The sequence below is a fragment of the Pseudomonas syringae group sp. J309-1 genome (assembly GCF_032582135.1).
GTDB classification, from domain to species: Bacteria; Pseudomonadota; Gammaproteobacteria; order Pseudomonadales; family Pseudomonadaceae; genus Aquipseudomonas; species Aquipseudomonas quasicaspiana.
Genome location: NZ_JAWHNU010000008.1, coordinates 1 through 17,158 on the forward strand (window position 1 = coordinate 1; position 17,158 = coordinate 17,158).

Annotated in this window: 12 protein-coding genes and 4 pseudogenes; 8 read left to right on the top strand and 8 right to left on the bottom strand. The window is 52.8% G+C overall.

Annotated elements, in window-relative coordinates:
• Positions 1–374: 374 nt before the first annotated feature.
• The 4 genes and pseudogenes from RX972_RS06475 to RX972_RS06490 form a co-directional block, all read right to left on the bottom strand.
• Positions 375–760, bottom strand: a pseudogene (locus tag RX972_RS06475) (site-specific integrase); the annotation flags it as partial.
• Positions 761–876: 116 nt separating this feature from the next.
• Positions 877–1,104: an NIPSNAP family protein gene (locus RX972_RS06480; RefSeq protein ID WP_316873452.1), complete on the bottom strand. Its 228-nt coding sequence runs from the start codon at positions 1,102–1,104 to the stop codon at positions 877–879.
• Positions 1,105–1,531: 427 nt separating this feature from the next.
• The gene (locus tag RX972_RS06485) at positions 1,532–3,130 is read right to left on the bottom strand and encodes a putative bifunctional diguanylate cyclase/phosphodiesterase (RefSeq protein ID WP_316873454.1); all 1,599 of its coding nucleotides are present in this window, start codon (positions 3,128–3,130) and stop codon (positions 1,532–1,534) included.
• 1,084 nt (positions 3,131–4,214) lie between these two features.
• Positions 4,215–5,294, bottom strand: coding sequence for a histidine kinase dimerization/phosphoacceptor domain -containing protein (locus tag RX972_RS06490; protein WP_316873456.1), 1,080 nt, complete (start codon positions 5,292–5,294; stop codon positions 4,215–4,217).
• A 423-nt stretch (positions 5,295–5,717) separates the two neighbouring features.
• Between RX972_RS06490 and RX972_RS06495 the strand changes: the two genes are divergently transcribed.
• The 4 genes and pseudogenes from RX972_RS06495 (at position 5,718) to RX972_RS06505 (ending at position 9,491) form a co-directional block, all read left to right on the top strand.
• A complete protein-coding gene (locus RX972_RS06495) occupies positions 5,718–7,853 on the top strand; it encodes a PAS domain-containing sensor histidine kinase (protein ID WP_316873457.1) in 2,136 nt (711 codons plus the stop codon).
• Positions 7,854–8,422: 569 nt separating this feature from the next.
• Positions 8,423–8,635, top strand: a pseudogene (locus RX972_RS29430) (alcohol dehydrogenase catalytic domain-containing protein); the annotation flags it as partial.
• Positions 8,618–9,229 (top strand): NADP-dependent oxidoreductase, encoded by a 612-nt coding sequence (locus RX972_RS06500; RefSeq protein ID WP_410478206.1) that lies wholly within the window; start codon positions 8,618–8,620, stop codon positions 9,227–9,229. The pseudogene RX972_RS29430 and the gene RX972_RS06500, both read left to right, overlap by 18 nt.
• A 16-nt stretch (positions 9,230–9,245) precedes the next feature.
• A complete protein-coding gene (locus RX972_RS06505; protein ID WP_316873461.1) occupies positions 9,246–9,491 on the top strand; it encodes a hypothetical protein in 246 nt (81 codons plus the stop codon).
• Between the two features lies 1 nt (position 9,492).
• Here the strand turns inward: RX972_RS06505 and RX972_RS06510 are convergent, their stop codons facing one another.
• A complete protein-coding gene (locus RX972_RS06510) occupies positions 9,493–9,843 on the bottom strand; it encodes a DoxX family protein (protein WP_316873462.1) in 351 nt (116 codons plus the stop codon).
• Positions 9,836–10,510 carry a TetR/AcrR family transcriptional regulator gene (locus RX972_RS06515; protein WP_316873464.1) on the bottom strand — a complete coding sequence of 225 codons (675 nt, stop codon included), beginning with the start codon at positions 10,508–10,510 and terminating at the stop codon, positions 9,836–9,838. Before RX972_RS06515 ends, RX972_RS06510 begins: the two co-directional genes overlap by 8 nt.
• Before the next feature lie 95 nt (positions 10,511–10,605).
• On the opposite strand from RX972_RS06515, the gene RX972_RS06520 reads away from it, so the two are divergent.
• Together RX972_RS06520 and RX972_RS06525 are read left to right on the top strand one after the other, a co-directional pair.
• Entirely contained in the window at positions 10,606–10,836 is a 231-nt protein-coding gene (locus tag RX972_RS06520; RefSeq protein WP_316873466.1) for a hypothetical protein, read from the top strand.
• Positions 10,837–10,989: 153 nt separating this feature from the next.
• Positions 10,990–12,425: pseudogene (locus RX972_RS06525) on the top strand (IS1182 family transposase).
• 292 nt (positions 12,426–12,717) lie between these two features.
• Here the strand turns inward: RX972_RS06525 and RX972_RS29435 are convergent.
• Entirely contained in the window at positions 12,718–13,119 is a 402-nt protein-coding gene (locus RX972_RS29435) for a DUF5064 family protein (RefSeq protein ID WP_410478203.1), read from the bottom strand.
• Between the two features lie 435 nt (positions 13,120–13,554).
• Here RX972_RS29435 and RX972_RS06530 point away from each other — a divergent pair, with 435 nt between their 5' ends.
• Both RX972_RS06530 and adhP read left to right on the top strand, forming a co-directional pair.
• Positions 13,555–15,039, top strand: a complete 1,485-nt coding sequence (locus tag RX972_RS06530) for a DASS family sodium-coupled anion symporter (RefSeq protein WP_316873468.1) — start codon at positions 13,555–13,557, stop codon at positions 15,037–15,039.
• Positions 15,040–15,154: 115 nt separating this feature from the next.
• A complete protein-coding gene (gene adhP / locus RX972_RS06535) occupies positions 15,155–16,171 on the top strand; it encodes an alcohol dehydrogenase AdhP (protein WP_316873470.1) in 1,017 nt (338 codons plus the stop codon).
• Between the two features lie 589 nt (positions 16,172–16,760).
• On the opposite strand, the pseudogene RX972_RS06540 reads toward adhP, so the two are convergent.
• Positions 16,761–17,081 (bottom strand): annotated as a pseudogene (locus RX972_RS06540) (tyrosine-type recombinase/integrase); the annotation flags it as partial.
• Positions 17,082–17,158 lie beyond the last annotated feature (77 nt).

Sequence of the window (17,158 nt, forward strand, 5' to 3'; positions counted from 1 at the left end):
TGCTTTGGGAGCAGGATGTCAGGAGTTCGAATCCCCTTACCCCGACCAAACACTGTTGTGGCTGTATCTTTAGGACCTTGATGGGTGTACGTGTCTCAGTTGAGGCAGGCTTTACCTATGAGGGGTCTTATACCCAAAAAAGCAGCCGTCTGTCGCGAAACATAGCGTCAGCAAGCTGTGATGTCAAATTGGAGCGCCCCGTACCGAGCGAAAGCTTGTGTATGGGGCGTTTTTTTTTGCAAAAATGCTGTGCTGTGCGTGTATCGGCCCATATACAGCAGTCATTAGGCCTGATAACTGAATATTCGGCAGTGCGAAGCATCTCCGGATAATGGCAGTTTGAGTATTTTACAAATCTCTAATGCAGTTGGTAATCCTGGCCTGCCGATCAATCCGGTCAGGTCCACCACTTCAGGGCGTAGATGCCGAGCATATTGGCTTGGGACAGGTCTGATCCTGGATCACTGGTTCAGCATCAGTTCCTGGGCCTGCAATGTTGTTCTGTACCCGCCTGGTGAATTCCCCCAAGCTTCTCAGCAGATCTTCCTGACTGGAGTAGCCTTACGGCAACTGGCTGACTGCGGTGTAGCGGTCGCCAACGGGCGAGGGCGTATCGTCGTGGTTCACTGTCCGGATATCTGGAGCAGTCGATGGGCTCATGGTCAAGACCTGTGCAAGCAGTGTGCGGGGCTCGGCCAGCTAAGCTATCGGCTTCTGTAGTGGTTTCGCGAGTCGTTGTTGACTGAGTCAAATAATTGACTAGCATATAACGACGCAGCTGGCAAGTGAGATCGAGCTGCTGTCGCACCAGTGGACGCCTGCCTAATCAGCGCAAGATGTGCTCGCCGTTCGCTTACGATGTGGTGGGCCACTTCTTCACTCAAGCATGGGACGAAGAAAACTTCTTTCATAGCTCACGATCAACTTCAACGCCGTCGCCTCTTCCACCAGGCGCATACACTCCTCATCCTGCGCAGCGTGATCGCGATACCGTTCGTAATCCGCGAGGGTAAGCGGCCCATGGGATCGTTTGGAGATGCCTATTACCGGCTGTACGCCGCCAATCAGTTTGCTGGTCGATCGATGAAAGCGCCAATTATGCAACTATGCCTTCTCGATGGGGATAGTCAATCTCGACCTAGCATTTCGCGTACGTCGCTGTAACGAAAATGCGTGCTTTGCAGGACCGAAGGGGCAAGGTAAGCCTTCAGCTGGCAGGGAGCAGACTGAGCTGGCATAACGACCTCTGCTGGAACTGGAGTCGCTTTTGCAGCACATTGCGACAGCTGCCGGTTTTGCCTTCTGACCTCAGCCAAGGTGAGGAGTGGTTGCTTGTCCATCGCCCTCCTGCTCTTGGATTTATGGAACTGGCCAGATGATTTTGCCGGACGAATACGTTGCATTTCCCCGGATCAACTCCAGCGGTGACTAAGGCCTGCTCCGCGTGCGGTGCCGAAGTTCTCGCCGAGTCGGATGGCGACGTAGCGCTGGCCATCAATAAGGCCGAATAACGGAAAATTGCTTAACTCGCTTATGCTGCCGGAACTTCAACACTCGTAGGGCAAAGAACGCGTTGTCGTGGGGCTGCTAAGTCGTTAGCTGCCTGAGGCCTTCCATAAAGGTACCCCTGAGCATAATGACAGCCATTCTGCGCTAGCCATTCTGGCAGGTCGGGCAAGTGAAAATCCTCAATACCTTCAGCGGTCACTCTCATCTGGAGGCTTTGAGCCATTCCCAAGATTGCCTCTACCATAGGTAAATGCTCAAGCTTGCCGGCTTCAAAAAAAGACCGGTCAATCTTGATCTTGTCGATGGACAGCCGCGTCAAATGATACAGGCCTGAATAGCCCATTCCAAAGTCATCAAGGGCTACAACAATGCCGTACGCGTGGAGCTGACTGAGGTTTTGTTGTGCGGCTTCGAGGTTTCCTACAAGAGCCTCCTCAGTTATTTCGACCTCAAAACGTTCGAATGGAAATTTCTCTTGCCGAAGCTGATCCAAAAGGCAATCAGGAAACGACTCATCGGTAACCATGGCAGCGCTGACGTTAAGCGATAAATGCAGCGAGCCATCCCACGCCCTGGCCGCTTGGCAGGCTTGCTTAACTAACGAGCGCGTCATGACCGGAATGAGCCCCAGGCGCTCGAGTTGCGGTATAAAGTCCGCCGGCATTCCTGTGGTGCCATCATCCTTGATCCAGCGAGCAAGAATTTCGTAACCCACAACTGTTTGCGAAGGCAGGGCCACAATTGGCTGATAGAAGGGAACAATTTCCTCTTTTTCCACGGCCATGATCAGTGCAGCCTCAAGATCTTGCTGAGCCAACCTCTCTTGTTCGTACGCACAGTCGTAAAAATTAAAGGAAGAACGGCCACTATGTTTGCCCCTGTACATTGCGGCATCCGCATAATGCAGCAGCATTGAAGATTCCTGTGAGTCTGTCCATGAGCGTGCCACACCAACTGTCGCCCCAAGTGGAGTTGGTATGGACACCTCTGGCATAGGCGCGCCTAACAGAGCGATCGTCGTCTGCGCGATCTGAGTCAGCTCGCTTTGATCTTTTTGCCCCATGAGCAGGAGGCAGAACTCATCGCCGCCCAGCCGTACGGCCATGCCTTCGTGTTGATTGGCAATGCCCTGTAGCCTTCGAGCCGCTTCAACCAGGGTTGCATCACCGACTGAATGCCCGTGCTCGTCGTTTATAGCCTTGAAGTGATCGAGGTCAATCAGCATTATCGTCAGAGGTTTGTGCCGAGCGAGTTGCTCGCGCAATGCTTCCATGAATACTCGGCGATTGGTCAGACCGGTCAAAGAATCGTTATTGGCAAGATGTTCAGTTTGAGCTTGGAGTCGCAACAAACGGCGATGAGTTTTTTGGGTGTTGGAGACCATGTGCTTGAGCACAACACTTGGTACGATCATCGCAATAAGCGAAAAGCTTGTTGAAGTCAGAACAAACCGCCATCGCTCGCCATCTTCAAAATTGCCATCGTATGGTAGCCCCAACCAAAGCATCGCATAGGCCTCGAGTTCGAACTCCCAGAGGGTGGCGAGACCGACCACTGTCAGCAGGGTTGTGAGTAGCAGCAAATGTAAGTGATAACGGTTGGTACGCAGCAAATCGGTCATCGGAGGCCTCGCAGGGCCAGGTTGGCCTGAGTAATATCATACAGCCATCATGCGTAAGTGCCTGTACCGCTGATCGCATCTCTGGATGCATGTGGTCGACAATTTTTTGAGACCTGTTCCCAATCCCGGGGGCAGAGAAATCCGAATACAAAATCCTGATGGTTCCTAAAGCCCTTTTCGGCCGGAGACTGAGCTTTCGTTTTTCATTTCAGGTTTTAGGTTGTGCTACTGTGGTCGGTCTAGTAGCGCGGAAAATCGCGCGTCGCACTGGATGATCGTGTAGTTAATATCCACTGAAAACGTGACCATCTCGGCATCCCGCCTGGCCCGAATTTGACGCGGGGTCGCCAGTTCAGCTTCTTGCTGGGGCTAGCGTTTCTGAGTTACGTATTGAACATTGCGGTCACCTAAGGTCCTAGGGAGCGGCCCCCCCCATTGGCAGCTTTCACAACCACAAAATCATGCTAGCTGGTGAAGTAGCACGAATTAGTGCTGAAAATTGCGGCCTAGCTGTGTCGCGCATTCTGGAGCTATTGATCGACCTTGCCTTAAGGTTGGGGCAGTGGTCATCTTCCCAGCAGGTCCCAAGAAAGCTACTCGCCGCTGTGAGGGTAGGGGAGGTTCGACTTTTAAGCACCTGGCCGTCAAAAGTCGAAATGTCGTAATGGGTGACACAGCTTATGGTGAAGCCTCATAAGCGGCGACTTCAACAGGGTCATTAGTCTTTGGCGGCCGCCGGATCAAGTTCTTTAGCGCCTGGAGTATTGAAGAAGCCCCTTACAATCTGGACAAGCTTCTTGGTATCGATTTTTTGGTTACAGATGTAGGCTTGTCAGGTATGAACAGTCGGCAATTGGCCGAGATCGTTCAGCAGTCACATTCCCAGTTGCCTGTTTTGTTCCTCTCCGGTTAAGAAGAGGGGGCCAAAACCAGAACCGATTACCTCGACCGAATATGCACCTGCTAACTAAGTCATTTCCCTTGGAACTCTTGGCTACCACTGTTGCGCGCATTTTGAAATCGTTAAGCTATTTTGATATCACGGTATAGTGAGTCCAAGGCAACCAGAAGAACCTTGGAATATTCACGCAGAGAATTCTAAGATGAAACGCGAGCCGGGGAGTGCGTTCTGCCATTGAGGTTCACCTCCCAGATGCCGACTCAGGCGAGAGATCAGTTTCATGCCTAGGCTGGCAGGTTTCCTTTGCTGCCAATCCTCAGGTAACCCCGGACCATGATCGCGTACTTCCAGTCGTAGACGATCGCCGCTGGGCTTGATGCTGATGCTTACATCGCCAGATTTTTGTGGAAAGGCGTATTTCACTGCATTGGTGACCAACTCGTTCACCAGCAGGCCCAGAGGAATCGCGTCATCTGTAGGAATCATTACAGGAGGAGCTTCATACGTCAGGATGTTGGTCGACGCAGAATTGCTAAATTTCTCGCAAAGCTCCTCCAGGAAATCCTCCAGATTCAGGCTGCGTACTTCGCCTGTTTGCCATAGCCGGTCATGCAGCTGCGCAATGGTCAACACCCGGGTTTCTGCATCGCTGAGAGCTTGTCGCGCCTCTGTGGACGATGAGCTGTTGCTCTGCACGCGCAGCAACCCTGCCACAATGGCCAAGCTGTTCTTGACCCGATGGCTGACCTCCTGCGTCAGCACATGCTGATGCTCCAAGGGTTGCCGTAATTGCTCTTCGTTAGCCCGCAGTGCGTCTTCAAACCGCTGACGCTCCAACGCGACGCCTAAGAGATTGGCAAAGGTCTGCATAAATGCCAGATCAGCGTCAGTGAATCGACCATCGAGCGGACTGTCCACTTCCAGTACGCCATAGGGCTCATCCGCGACTAGTAAAACCACGTTGATCGCTCGTTTCACTTCGTGATCAGCCAGGATGTGTGGTGTGCGAAAACGGGCTTCTGCCTGCAGGTGGTTGGAAATGACCGCTCGTCTTGTTTGAAAAGCGAAACCCGCCGGGCTTTCTAGATCGGCTCCTGAGCGTGCATGCCCTACGTATCCAGGTTTCCAGCCCACACCAGCGATCATTAAAAAGTCGCCCTCTTCCGGGTGAAAGGCCATGACCTTGCACAACAAGGTGGACATGCCCTCTGCGCACAGGCGGGTAGCCTCCTGAAGCAATGCCCCTGCGTCATGGGTTTTCAAAGCGAGCAGCCCAAAATCTGCCGTCAGCTGCTGTTGACGGAGTCGGTAGGCCAATTCTTCGGCGTTTGCTGCTCCTTGCTCAGGGGGAACTGGGGCAGCATGAGAGTGATCAGCGGACATCTACGATTTCTACGACATGGATTCACTTCGTTTTGACCGAGAGCCTTTGTCATGGCTGTCCAGATCTGGCCGAGGAGGTAGCAGTGAAGCTAACAACCAACGAATGCGCCAGATTCTAAGGTGATAAGACTAGCGCCGTAAATCCCTGGAAAATGGCCCTCCGCTCGAACCGTGGTATTTAGAAGGGGTCTGATAGTCAGTATTCGTTTAACTTATACAGCTTCGGTATCCGCCATACATCTGACGCAACTTTACACAGCACTTGATCGAAAAGTCCTCCCTACTCCTTTGGATTACGACGGTATGCTCATTCCACCTCCTGATGAATTCGTTTCCTCCTCAATGGGGGAGCTATATTCGGACGTTCCACCCATGATCGGTGGGGGCCAAATGGGTGACCTGGTGAGAGGAACAGATTGGTCGCGCAGCTCGTTGGGCGGTTACGACAGCTGGCCCGGCTCTCTGCGCACGGCACTGTCGCTGGTGTTGAATGCCAAAGGCATCGCTGCTCTGTATTGGGGAGAACAGCAATGGCTTCTGTACAATGATGCCTATGGGCTTGCATTAGGAGACCGGCATCCTTTGGCTTTCGGACGACCGATGCCTGAGGTTCTGACTGACATCGGCCCCGTCCTCGGCCCTCAAGTTGCCGAAGTCCTTAGAACGGGTAAAGGGTTTGCCATCGAAAAACTGTCCATGATCATGAACCGGCATGGGCAAGATGAAGAGACCGTCTGGACCTACAGCTTTTCACCTATACAAGGCGAGAGTGGCGGGTTTGTCGGCGTCCTGCTTCTGGCTACCGAAATGACTCAGCAGGTATTAGCCGATCGCGAAAGAGATAAAGCCGAAGAGGCTCGGGCTGCAGCGGTTTTACAGTTGGAGCAACTCAATGCTCGGCTCGAAGCTGAGGTGACTCAACGCACCGAGGATCGAAACCGTCTCTGGTTACTGTCTTCTGACATCATGCTCCGGTGTACATTTGAAGGATTGATTACTGCCGTGAACCCCGCGTGGACCGCCTTGTTAGGTTGGGACGAATCAGAGTTGGTGGGGCAAACACTTCTTGAACTAATTCACCCAGACGACATAGAGCACACGCTCAGAGGGACTCGCATGTCTGCTGATGGGCATGCTTTCTCACGGTTCGATAACCGATATCGTCACAAAGACGGCAGCTACCGATGGATATCGTGGTCGACCCAGCCCGATGAACAGCAAATCAATGCCGTGGGACGTGATTTCACGGCTGAGCACGACGCCGCACAGGCACTGTCTACAGCAGAAGAAGCCTTGCGGCAATCTCAGAAACTCGAAGCCATTGGTCAGCTCACTGGCGGCGTAGCCCACGACTTCAACAACTTGTTAACGGTCATCAAATCCTCTGCGGATCTGCTCAAACGGCCTGACCTTGCCGACGAGCGTCGGGCTCGGTATGTGTCCGCTATCTCGGACACGGTTGAACGAGCGGCAAAGGTGACCGCACAGCTTCTGGCCTTTGCTAGGCGACAAGCATTGAAACCTGCAGTGTTTGTTGCCTGTGACGGGGTAAGAGCCTTGGCAGGGATGATAGAGACGATGGTGGGGGCTCAGATACAAATCACTCTCGATCTGCCCGAGCAAAATCATTTCATCCGTGCCGACCCTAGTCAGTTTGATACCGCATTGGTGAATATGGCTCTCAACGCTCGTGATGCCATGCAAGGCCAGGGGAGTCTCACATTGCGAGTCTACGCTGCAGAGCAATTGCCCGCCGTGCGAACGCATCCTGCCATTGCCGGCGATTACGTTGCTGTTTCGATCAGTGACACCGGCTGCGGTATACCGCCACAAAATCTGGGGCACATTTTTGAGCCGTTCTACACCACCAAAGGTGTAGGGAAAGGAACCGGGCTTGGACTTTCCCAAGTCTTTGGTTTCGCGAAACAATCGGGCGGGGAAATCGTAGTGACAAGTGTGATTGGCCAGGGCAGCACATTCACTCTGTATTTGCCTCGCGTAGTCCAGCCAGGTGAACCTCTAAAGGCTCATGCTCCTGTTTCGCTCATTAACGGTCATGGGACCACCGTGTTAGTGGTCGAAGACAATGTAGATGTGGGCACCTTCACGGTTCAATTGCTTACTGACCTCGACTACGTACCATTCCTGGCAATCAACGCCCAAGAAGCACTCGCTGAATTGGCAAAGGATGCTCGCCGATTTGATATCGTGTTCTCTGACGTGGTTATGCCAGGCATGAGCGGAATCGATTTAGGGCAAGAAATTCATCGCTTGTACCCAGATTTGCCGGTGGTGCTAGCGACCGGATACAGTCACGAGCTCGCTAAGAATGGCACCTTGGGGTTTGAGATATTGCATAAGCCCTACTCTGTAGAACAGCTATCGAGTGTGCTTCAACAGGTAATTAGCGTGAAAAAGCAAGGAGCGCTATTCCCATAATTCCGGTTTCATCGAACGAAGAGCCCGTCAGTGGTCTAGTGGTTATAATCTATGGCGATGCTTTGATGCATCGGTTGCTTATCATTAGCAGTTAATTAACGCGTCCCGAAACACTTTCAAACATCGCCCAATTGACCGTATTTGAGAGCATTGCGCCATAAGTAGCAAGTTAGGAGGATCGTCTATCGGAAGTGGTCGCGGGACCTGCAAGTGTGGGGGCACGAACAAATCTGTGCGTTCTTGTTGAGCGTACTGAACACGAATATCGTAGCGCACAACTTGTTCGTGCCTCAAGAAATGACTCGCGCCCAGTCGACTGGATGGGCGAGAGAGCTGGTGCAGCCCGGTGCCAAGCGACAGTTCCGCCGGAGCGCCGCCGCCTCCTCCACGGCGTTGAAAAAGAACAAGGCAACCGCCCGCAAGCCAATGAGGCTTGCATTTCACCCCGAGGACTTATTATGAAAGCCATACACATTCAGAACTACAAGGACACCCCGACCCTACAGGAGACGCCGATCCCTAACATCGCCCATGACCAGGTGTTGGTGCGGGTCTAGGCAGCGGCGCTCAACCCGCTCGATCAGTATGTGGTCGCCGGCGCGGTGGCCGATTACTTCCCGGTCTCTCTTCCCTATACCGTGGCGAGCGACTTCGCCGGCGTCGTCGAGCATGTCGGTTCTTCGGTGACCCAGTGGAAGGTCGGAGATGCCGTGATTGCCTGGAATGCGCCGGCCGCGGGAGGTGGTTTGGCAGAATTAGCGGCAGTGCCTGCAGCTTCCTGCGTCGCACTTCCCACTACTTTGCAGGCGTTTGAGGGAGCAGGTATTCCGACCGCAGCCAGCACGGCGTGGCACGCACTGTTCTCAATAGCGCAACTCAAGGCTGGCGAGACCGTCTTGATCCATGGCGCTGCCGGCGGCGTTGGTACCTTCGCGGTGCAGTTCGCGCACAAGATCGGCGCGCATGTGGTGGCAACCACGAGCGGGGACGCGGTGGCGCTGGTTCGCCAGTTGGGTGCCGCGCAGGTGATCGACTACACGGCAGAAGATTTCGCCACGATCGCCTCGAACGTGGACGTCGTGATCGATCTCATCGGCGGGGAAGTGCAGAGCAAGTCTTATGGAATACTGCGCAAAGGCGGCCGGCTGATTTCCACCGTAGCAACGCCGGACGAAGCCCTCGCTGCAGAACGCGGCGTAACAGCGAATATGCTGTTCGTTCCGGCATACCACGACCGGCTCGGCGAGGTCGTGCAGGCTATCGTGGAGAAGGGCATCAAGGTCGTTGTTGGTCGGCGCCTGCTCAGCGAGGCTGAACAAGCCTGGGGAAAGGTCGCAGTACACTCACGCGGAAAAACCATCATCACCATCGAATAGTACCGGCAGATGGTGCATGGACCGGCCCAATTGCTCTGAGAACCGACACGCGCAACGAGCCTATCCGCTGATCGGCAGCGGCCAGCAGTGTCTGAGCGACGATCAGGCTGGACTGCGCGGCCAACATGTGGAGGCAGCCCATCGAGCTGTCCCGGCAGTGCTGATCATTGCCGTGGCATCGTTCGTGATACTGCTGATGTTTGTCTCGAAGATGCCGGGAACTTGCAGAATGCTTGCCGGCTTCGGTGATGCAGAGGAATAACTCACGGCTTGACTCCGGCTTTATTGAGCCACCCGACGACCAGAGCACTCGCTAAAACGACCAGGGGAGCGACTGCGTGGGTGAACTCACCGTGCAGCAACACCGTGCCAGCAGCGCCGACCATTACTGCGGCACCCAGCACAGCACCCCAGAACCGCAGCGACTTGATGGCCAGAAGAATGGCTGCGCCCAATTCCAGTACCCCAGTCACGTAGTGGAACCAACTGGGGTAGCCCCATCGGGCGTAATCGGCAGCAATCTCTGGGGGAAGGAGGATGTTGCCGATTGAGCCAACCAGAAAAAAGGTAGCGAGAAGAAAAGCCAGGACGGCTTTCCAGGAAAAATTAGCCATGTTCATGAGTAATCCTTTTGACCTGTGCGCCGTGAAGAAAAGTGGAGACTGCGTCATTGACAATTGCGTCAAGCTGGTCGGCCGGCAGGGGCTGCGGGTCGAGACCAGCGAGCGCTCGCAGTTGAGCCTCCATCACCACTAAATTGACGAACTGCTGCGCAAGCGTTCGCGCCGGCAGTTCGGTGCGCAGCGCATTAGTACGGTTGCCTTGGTGGGCCTTGACCCATGCCGTCAGGATCTCAGTCCCCTTGAAGTGGCCAGCGTGCAAAACAGCTTGCGCAAGCTCGGGAAAGCGCTTGCCCTCGGCAACCATCAGTCGATGCAATTCCAACGTACGCGGTTGCAAGACCGTCTGCAGAAGCTGGCGCCCGAAGCTGGACAAGCCGTCGCGTACTTCGTCTTCTGCAATGTTCAGCTCCTCCAACGGCTTCGCAAGCTCGGCGCAAAGTTGCTGGACCACTTCGATGAACAGTCCCTCTTTGCCGCCGAAGTGGCTGTAGACATTGCGGCGCGATCCTCCGACGCGGGCGATGACGTCATCCACTGCCACCGACTCGAATCCTCGTTCCAGAAACAGTTCGGCGGCAACGTCCGTGAGATCACGAAGACGCTGCGCCCCCTTGGCCGTTCTGTGGTTAGGGGATGCTACGGGTTGCTGCTGTGCCATGAGATCTCCTTGGTACACTCTAAAAAGGTACGGTAATATACCAGACCAATCGGGATTTAACCATTCTTCAAGGTTTTAACCAAGGAGGATGGAAGATGTCTTCGGTGAAATCGACGGAGCGCATCGAATGGAGCTGGGCTACGGTGAACAGCCGTGATGATCGCTGGACGTTGTTGTGGATCCTAGTTTTCGGCAAACCAACTTCAACGGTCAGAACTTTGTACCCGCTCGCTGCGTCTATCGCTGATGGATCGTTCTATGCCGCTGCTATATTGATGGTCTGGTTTCGCTCGTTTGCCGCGATGCGCAAGAGGCGGTCCGCATAACAACCTACATGAATCGCTTTGATCCGGAAACGGGGATAGTCCAGATGTGCGATGATTGCTGTGGCCCAGCCAGGACTTTAATCGACCCAGGCTGTGTGAAAACTCTCGTAATTGTCTAATCTTCTGATCGTGGAGATCGTAGCGGGGACGATCATGAAGCGATTTATTGAAGGTGAGGCTCGGACGCAAGTCACCTTGCTGCCGGAGTGTCTGGACGATTACGTAGCCGAAGAAAATCCAGTGCGCGTGGTCGATGTTTTCGTCGATGAACTCGACCTGGGCGCACTTGGTTTTGAGGGCGTCGATCCTGCCGCAACTGGTCGTCCGGCCTATTACCCGGCGGTGTTGCTGAAGATCTGTGTCTACGGCTATCTCAATCGGATTCAGTCCAGCCGCCGACTTGAGCGTGAGGCCGAGCGCAACGTCGAGTTGATGTGGCTAACGGGGCGTTTGGCTCCGGACTTCAAAACCATTGCCGACTTTCGCAAAGACAACGGCAAAGCCATTCGCAGCTTATGCCGCCATTTCGTAGTTCTTTGCCGCAACCTCAATCTCTTCTCCCAGTCGATCATCGCCATCGACGGCAGCAAATACAAAGCCGTCAATAATCGCGACCGCAATTTCGCTCAGGCAAGGTGAAAGCCCTCATGCAGCAGATCGAGCAGAGCATTGATCGATATCTGGCGGCGATGGATTCGGCGGATCGGGCAACGCCCGAAGTGACCGATGCCAAAGCAGAGCGGCTTAAGGAAAAGATAGAAACACTAAAAAAGCAGATGCAGAAACTCAAGGACATCGAGGCGCAGCTTCACGAAAGTCCAGACCAGCAGATTTCCCTCTCAGACCCAGATGCACGCTCAATTGCCACGAGCGGCCGAGGCACCGAAACGGTTGGCTACAACGTACAAACAGCTGTCGATGACAAACACCATCTAATCGTTGCCTATGAGGTGACCAACGTTGCTAATGATCGTGGGCAACTGAGCAATATGGCGAACCAATCGCGTGAAGAAGTCAGGGCTGAATCGCTAACGGTGGTGGCCGACCGAGGCTATTACAAAGTTCTGGAAATCCATGCTTGCGAGCAAGCTGGCATCACTACCTTCGTACCGAAACCCCTCACATCTGGCAGCAAAGCCGAAGGGCGATTTGGCAAACAGGATTTCATCTATCTTATTGCGTCGGACGAGTATCGATCCCCTGCGAGGCAGCTACTGACCAGGCGGCATTCGTTGATGGAAGACGGCATGTTATTGCATTGTTACTACTTCTCGGGCTGCCAGTCCTGCTCAATGCAAAAGCAATGTACGACGGGTAAGGAGCGCCGTGTGAAGCGCTGGGAACATGAGGCGGTAATCGACGCGATGCAGGTTCGGTTGGAACATGACCCGGGGAAGATGAAGGTTCGCCGCCAGACTGTTGAGCATCCTTTTGGAACGCTCAAATATTGGATGGGAGCCACCCACTTTCTGACCAAAAAACTTCAGCGGGTAAGTACCGAAATGAGTCTTCATGTACTCGCCTACAACCTCAAACGAATGATGAGCATCTTCGGCATAGTAGAAGTGCTTGAGGCGATCAGGACCTAAATCCAGTCACTTGCTCGCCAGTTAGTAACCGTTTGGGCCGCTGACGCGGCCCAAACAGCATTACGAACGTCTATCTAGCTGACTAAGGCAATTCGGGCTTCCGTCTTCTGGTTGCCTCAGACAACGCCCGTGGTTCTCAACTTTCGACCGACGTATTCAGTGCGTTTTCACACAGCCTGGACCCATAGCTGCCGGTCAGTACCGGCAGCAATCGGCCAGGAGCGGTCAAGGTTGCCGCCGACGAGGCTAGAGCCTCGATTTCAAAGGAATATTCAGCCTCCGGCGAGGCAAGTCACAGCTTAAGTATACCTATATGATCTAAGTCTATAGGCTCTCCATAGCGAAGCTGGAGTAGTGAATGGATATCCTTAAACATAAGGTCATAGTCCTGATGTCGACGCATGATCAAACTTTTTGAAACTGGAATCCCATTCTTTGCAAGCAGACGGTTAAGTGGGCTTGCGAAGTTGAAGGCGGTATCGCGGTGAAGTTCAAATGCCCCAGAGAATATATACCCATTGATTTTCCCGCTCACCTCGAAGCAAAGGATGGATTCGTAGTCCGAACTGACTTGTTTCCGATACCGAACATGGACGCAGTACAAAGCTTCAGCATCACCTCTCTCGACCCCACTGAAACGATAGTATCCAGGCTCAAACATATTAACCCTCGCTATGGTTAGTAAATATTGCATCGCCCTCTATTCCTTTATAGTGATATCATTTCAAGTGTCAAGAGTTGATCTGTGTCAATATGCCACGCTAATGTCGAGCGGACACCATTGACTTCCCCTCAAAAAAGTGAATTATAATGATAAGTAAGAATCCAGTAATAAGCTAGCTAGATAAAAGCGACCATAGTCATCCAGTGAGTCCGCGGGGACTAGCGGGGACCAAACTGTATTATTAGTAATTCATCTGGTGCTCACAGTGTTTCGATTAGCCCTAAGTTTTATGGCCGTGGTGAAATTGCGCCTAATCTAGTAGGCGATGCTGAATTTAGAGTCCTTAATCGGTAGGCGATTGGGAAATAACGCAGTTACTGTTGGATAGAAGCATGCCAATCCATACTACAATTTGTGACGAGCGACTAGATCACCTTCCACCTGAACACATTAAGTGAGCATCATATGACAGAGCAAGCATCACCAGAGCATCCCACTACTATCCGTTTTCCTAGAGGATTAATAGTTGCTGGCGTAGCCTTGACTATAATCCTGTTGTTACCAGTTCCTGAGCAGTTGCCAGCTGCAGGGTTTCGGATGTTGGCTATATTAGTCTTTGCGGTGGTCGTTTGGGTCACCGAAGCCGTTTCATATGAAGCCAGCGCGATCATGATTACCTCCCTGATGGCAATTCTCATCGGTACAGCCCCTACCCTGCAGGATCCACTGCAGACGTACGGATCATCTGCCGGGATATCGATGGCACTCAGTGGGTTCGCTAATCCAGCGCTTGCATTGGTAGTAGGGGCATTGTTCATCGCCGCTGCGATGACCCACACAGGTTTGGATAAACGTATAGCTTTGGTAACCCTGACAAAAGTAGGTGCGAGTACTCGGCGTATTTTGTTTGGTGCGATGGTTGTAATCGTTCTGCTCAGCCTTGTTGTGCCAAGCGCGACAGCCCGCAGTGCCTGTGTCGTGCCAATCATGATGGGAGTCATCGCGGCTTTTGGCGTTGCAAAGCGGTCCAATATTGCCGCGGGCATCATGATTATTGTGGCGCAGGGTACAAGTATCTGGAACATTGGAATCCAAACTGCCGCCGCTCAGAACCTACTGACTATTGGGTTCATGGACAAAATGCTGGGCCAACGTGTCTCCTGGATCGACTGGTTGATCGCCGGTGCCCCGTGGGCTGTAATCATGTCTGCCGTGCTCATTATGTTGGTACTGAAACTGCTGCCGCCCGAAAGTGATACCGTTCCAGGGGGAATCTCAGCCGTTAACCAAAATCTGGCCGCTCTCGGGCCTATGACAGCTGCGCAAAAAAGACTCGGAATGGTGTCCTTGTTTTTGCTGATGGCTTGGGCGACAGAGGGCAGATTGCACCCTTTTGACACTACTTCGACGACCTATGCGGGGCTGGTGATCTTGTTGCTGCCCCGTTTTGGGGTCATGACATGGAAAGACGTGCAAGCGCGTATCCCTTGGGGAACAGTAATTGTATTTGGTGTAGGTATCAGCTTGGGTTCTGCCCTATTAACTACCCAAGCGGGACAATGGTTGGGCGGTCAGTTTGTGGAACATACTGGCCTGGACAGGATCGGCTCTCTTGGAGTCTTTGCGATACTCAGTGCATTTTTAATATTGATCCATCTAGGCTTCGCCAGCGCGACTGCCTTGACCTCTGCATTGCTACCAATCCTTATGGCTGTGCTTGTTACCCTCCCTGGAGATTTCAGTAGGGTGGGAATGACCATGCTGCTTGGTTTCGCAATGAGTTTTGGCTTCATTCTACCGATCAATGCACCGCAGAATATGGTTTGCTTGGGCACTGAAACCTTCAATCCCAAGCAGTTTGCTCAGGTAGGAGTCTGTGTAACTGTGATTGGCTATCTGCTTCTGTTGGCGTTCGCTAGTACCTATTGGTCCTGGCTTGGTTGGATGTAACTGGCCACGACAGTATGGTGGGCTATCGTTGATGTAGACCAGCCGTAAAAAAAATCGAAGCAGAACAAATGATGTGTTCTATTCCAAACTTACGTTCAGGAACAAGGAAATAACCATGAAAGCTGCAGTCGTCGCTCCAGGAAAACGCGTAGAAATCGTCGAAAAAACTTCACGAGCTCTCAAACACGGTGAGGCTCGTCTGAAAATGCAGTGCTGTGGCGTATGCCACACTGATCTGCACGTCAAGAACGGTGATTTCGGCGATAAAACTGGTGTCACCCTAGGTCATGAGGGTATCGGTATCGTTGAGGAAGTTGGACCGGGCGTAAATTCCCTAAAGCCTGGAGACCGTGCCAGTGTGGCATGGTTCTTCCAGGGATGTGGGCACTGTGAGTACTGCGATAGCGGTAACGAGGCGCTTTGTCGTGATGTAAAAAACTCAGGCTATACCGTAGATGGTGGGATGGCCGAAGAATGCATTGTGGTTGCTGACTATTCAGTCAAGGTACCAGACGGACTCGAGTCCGCAGCCGCCAGTAGTGTGACTTGTGCAGGTGTGACCACCTACAAGGCGGTAAAGATTTCAAAGATTCGTCCCGGTCAGTGGATTGCAATCTACGGTCTGGGCGGGCTTGGAAATCTCGCCCTACAATACGCGAAGAACGTCTTCAACGCTAAAGTCATCGCCGTGGATATCAACGATGAGCAGCTACGGTTTGCCGAACAAATGGGAGCTGATCTAGTCATAAATTCACGTGATGAGGATGCGGCCAAAACCATTCAGGACAAAGTAGGCGGGGCGCACGCAGTTGTGGTAACAGCTGTAGCGAAGGCTGCGTTCAATTCCTCAGTCGATGCGTTGCGCGCAGGGGGACGCTTGGTAGCAGTGGGGCTTCCTTCCGAAGCGATGAGCCTCGATATCCCAAGACTGGTGTTGGATGGGATTCAAGTTGTTGGGTCGCTGGTCGGAACTCGACAGGATTTGGCTGAAGCCTTCCAGTTTGCGGCAGAGGGAAAGGTCGTGCCTAAAGTTGCAATGCGGCCAATTCAGGATATCAACAATATCTTTGATGAAATGCAAAGGGGAGAGATTAAAGGCCGAATGGTGATTGATTTCGCGCTGGGGACATAAGTATCACTTTAAGCCTAATCCTTCTATTGATCTGCGGTCTCCCTGGCACTTATCGGGGAGGCTGTCAGGCGAGGTCAATATATTAAATAACTTTGCATAACCCAAAGGAACGAAAAAGGCATTATGTGATTCTACTAGCGCATTCGTTAACGTTTTAACGCTTAATGCACTAATTTGCTGGCGCGCTTCACCCCTTCGCTTGCCTATTCCGACGTGTAGCGGCGCGAGCCAAAGTAAATGACGAAGAAAAAGGTTTCACTAAAGATCTGAACACGAAAATCTCTGAGTCGTCAGGCGCGGAACTCAAAACCTTGATTTTCTTGTCTCTTTCCCAGTGTCTCTGAAGCTGAATATATATAACGCTTTTACATGGTCCTCTTCCTCCTACTACACCCTCTCATCATCGGACTCAATGAGGGGCCTAAAAACGCAAGTTGGTACAAATGCGTCTAACAATAGATTCTATCATTTTCTGCAATTGTATCGCCTAAAGTATTAGACTTCAGGTTGCTTTTCATATTTATGCTACGCGTGCTGTCGACCTTCTATTTGCCGGATGCAATCATCAGATTTATTCCTACCCGCTAATTCAATATTTCACTTTATATGTCGGTGAATCCTCCGGCCGGTTCTGCCGCCGATCGTAGATCTTGGTCGTGCTGATGTTGGCATGGCCCAGCCAGGCCTGGACCTTGGCGATGTCTGCTTCGTGCTCCAGGGCATTGGTCGCTGCCGTGGCCCTGAGCCCGTGCCCCCAGCCCAGTCACCTGAACCCCCGCCTTCTTGGCGTAGGCCTCGACCACGGTATAGATGCCGTTGGCCGTAATTTGGGCCCTTTCCATCGGCCGCGCAGCGGTCTGAACATCGGCACCTTCTTGTCGTCCAGATAATGCCCCGAGCGCTCTAGGTAAGGCCAGTTGCATTTTGGCAGACACTGCGCTGAGGATCGTAATCTGCAACGAGAATTACCGTTTGGTAAAAGCTGCG

Coding starts and splice junctions, on each gene's coding strand:
- RX972_RS06485 (WP_316873454.1), bottom strand. CDS start 3,130: ATGACCGATTTGCTGCGTACCAACCGTTATCACTTACATTTGCTGCTA.
- RX972_RS06495 (WP_316873457.1), top strand. CDS start 5,718: ATGCTCATTCCACCTCCTGATGAATTCGTTTCCTCCTCAATGGGGGAG.
- RX972_RS06505 (WP_316873461.1), top strand. CDS start 9,246: ATGGACCGGCCCAATTGCTCTGAGAACCGACACGCGCAACGAGCCTAT.
- RX972_RS06510 (WP_316873462.1), bottom strand. CDS start 9,843: ATGGCTAATTTTTCCTGGAAAGCCGTCCTGGCTTTTCTTCTCGCTACC.
- RX972_RS06515 (WP_316873464.1), bottom strand. CDS start 10,510: ATGGCACAGCAGCAACCCGTAGCATCCCCTAACCACAGAACGGCCAAG.
- RX972_RS06520 (WP_316873466.1), top strand. CDS start 10,606: ATGTCTTCGGTGAAATCGACGGAGCGCATCGAATGGAGCTGGGCTACG.
- RX972_RS29435 (WP_410478203.1), bottom strand. CDS start 13,119: ATGCAATATTTACTAACCATAGCGAGGGTTAATATGTTTGAGCCTGGA.
- RX972_RS06530 (WP_316873468.1), top strand. CDS start 13,555: ATGACAGAGCAAGCATCACCAGAGCATCCCACTACTATCCGTTTTCCT.
- adhP (WP_316873470.1), top strand. CDS start 15,155: ATGAAAGCTGCAGTCGTCGCTCCAGGAAAACGCGTAGAAATCGTCGAA.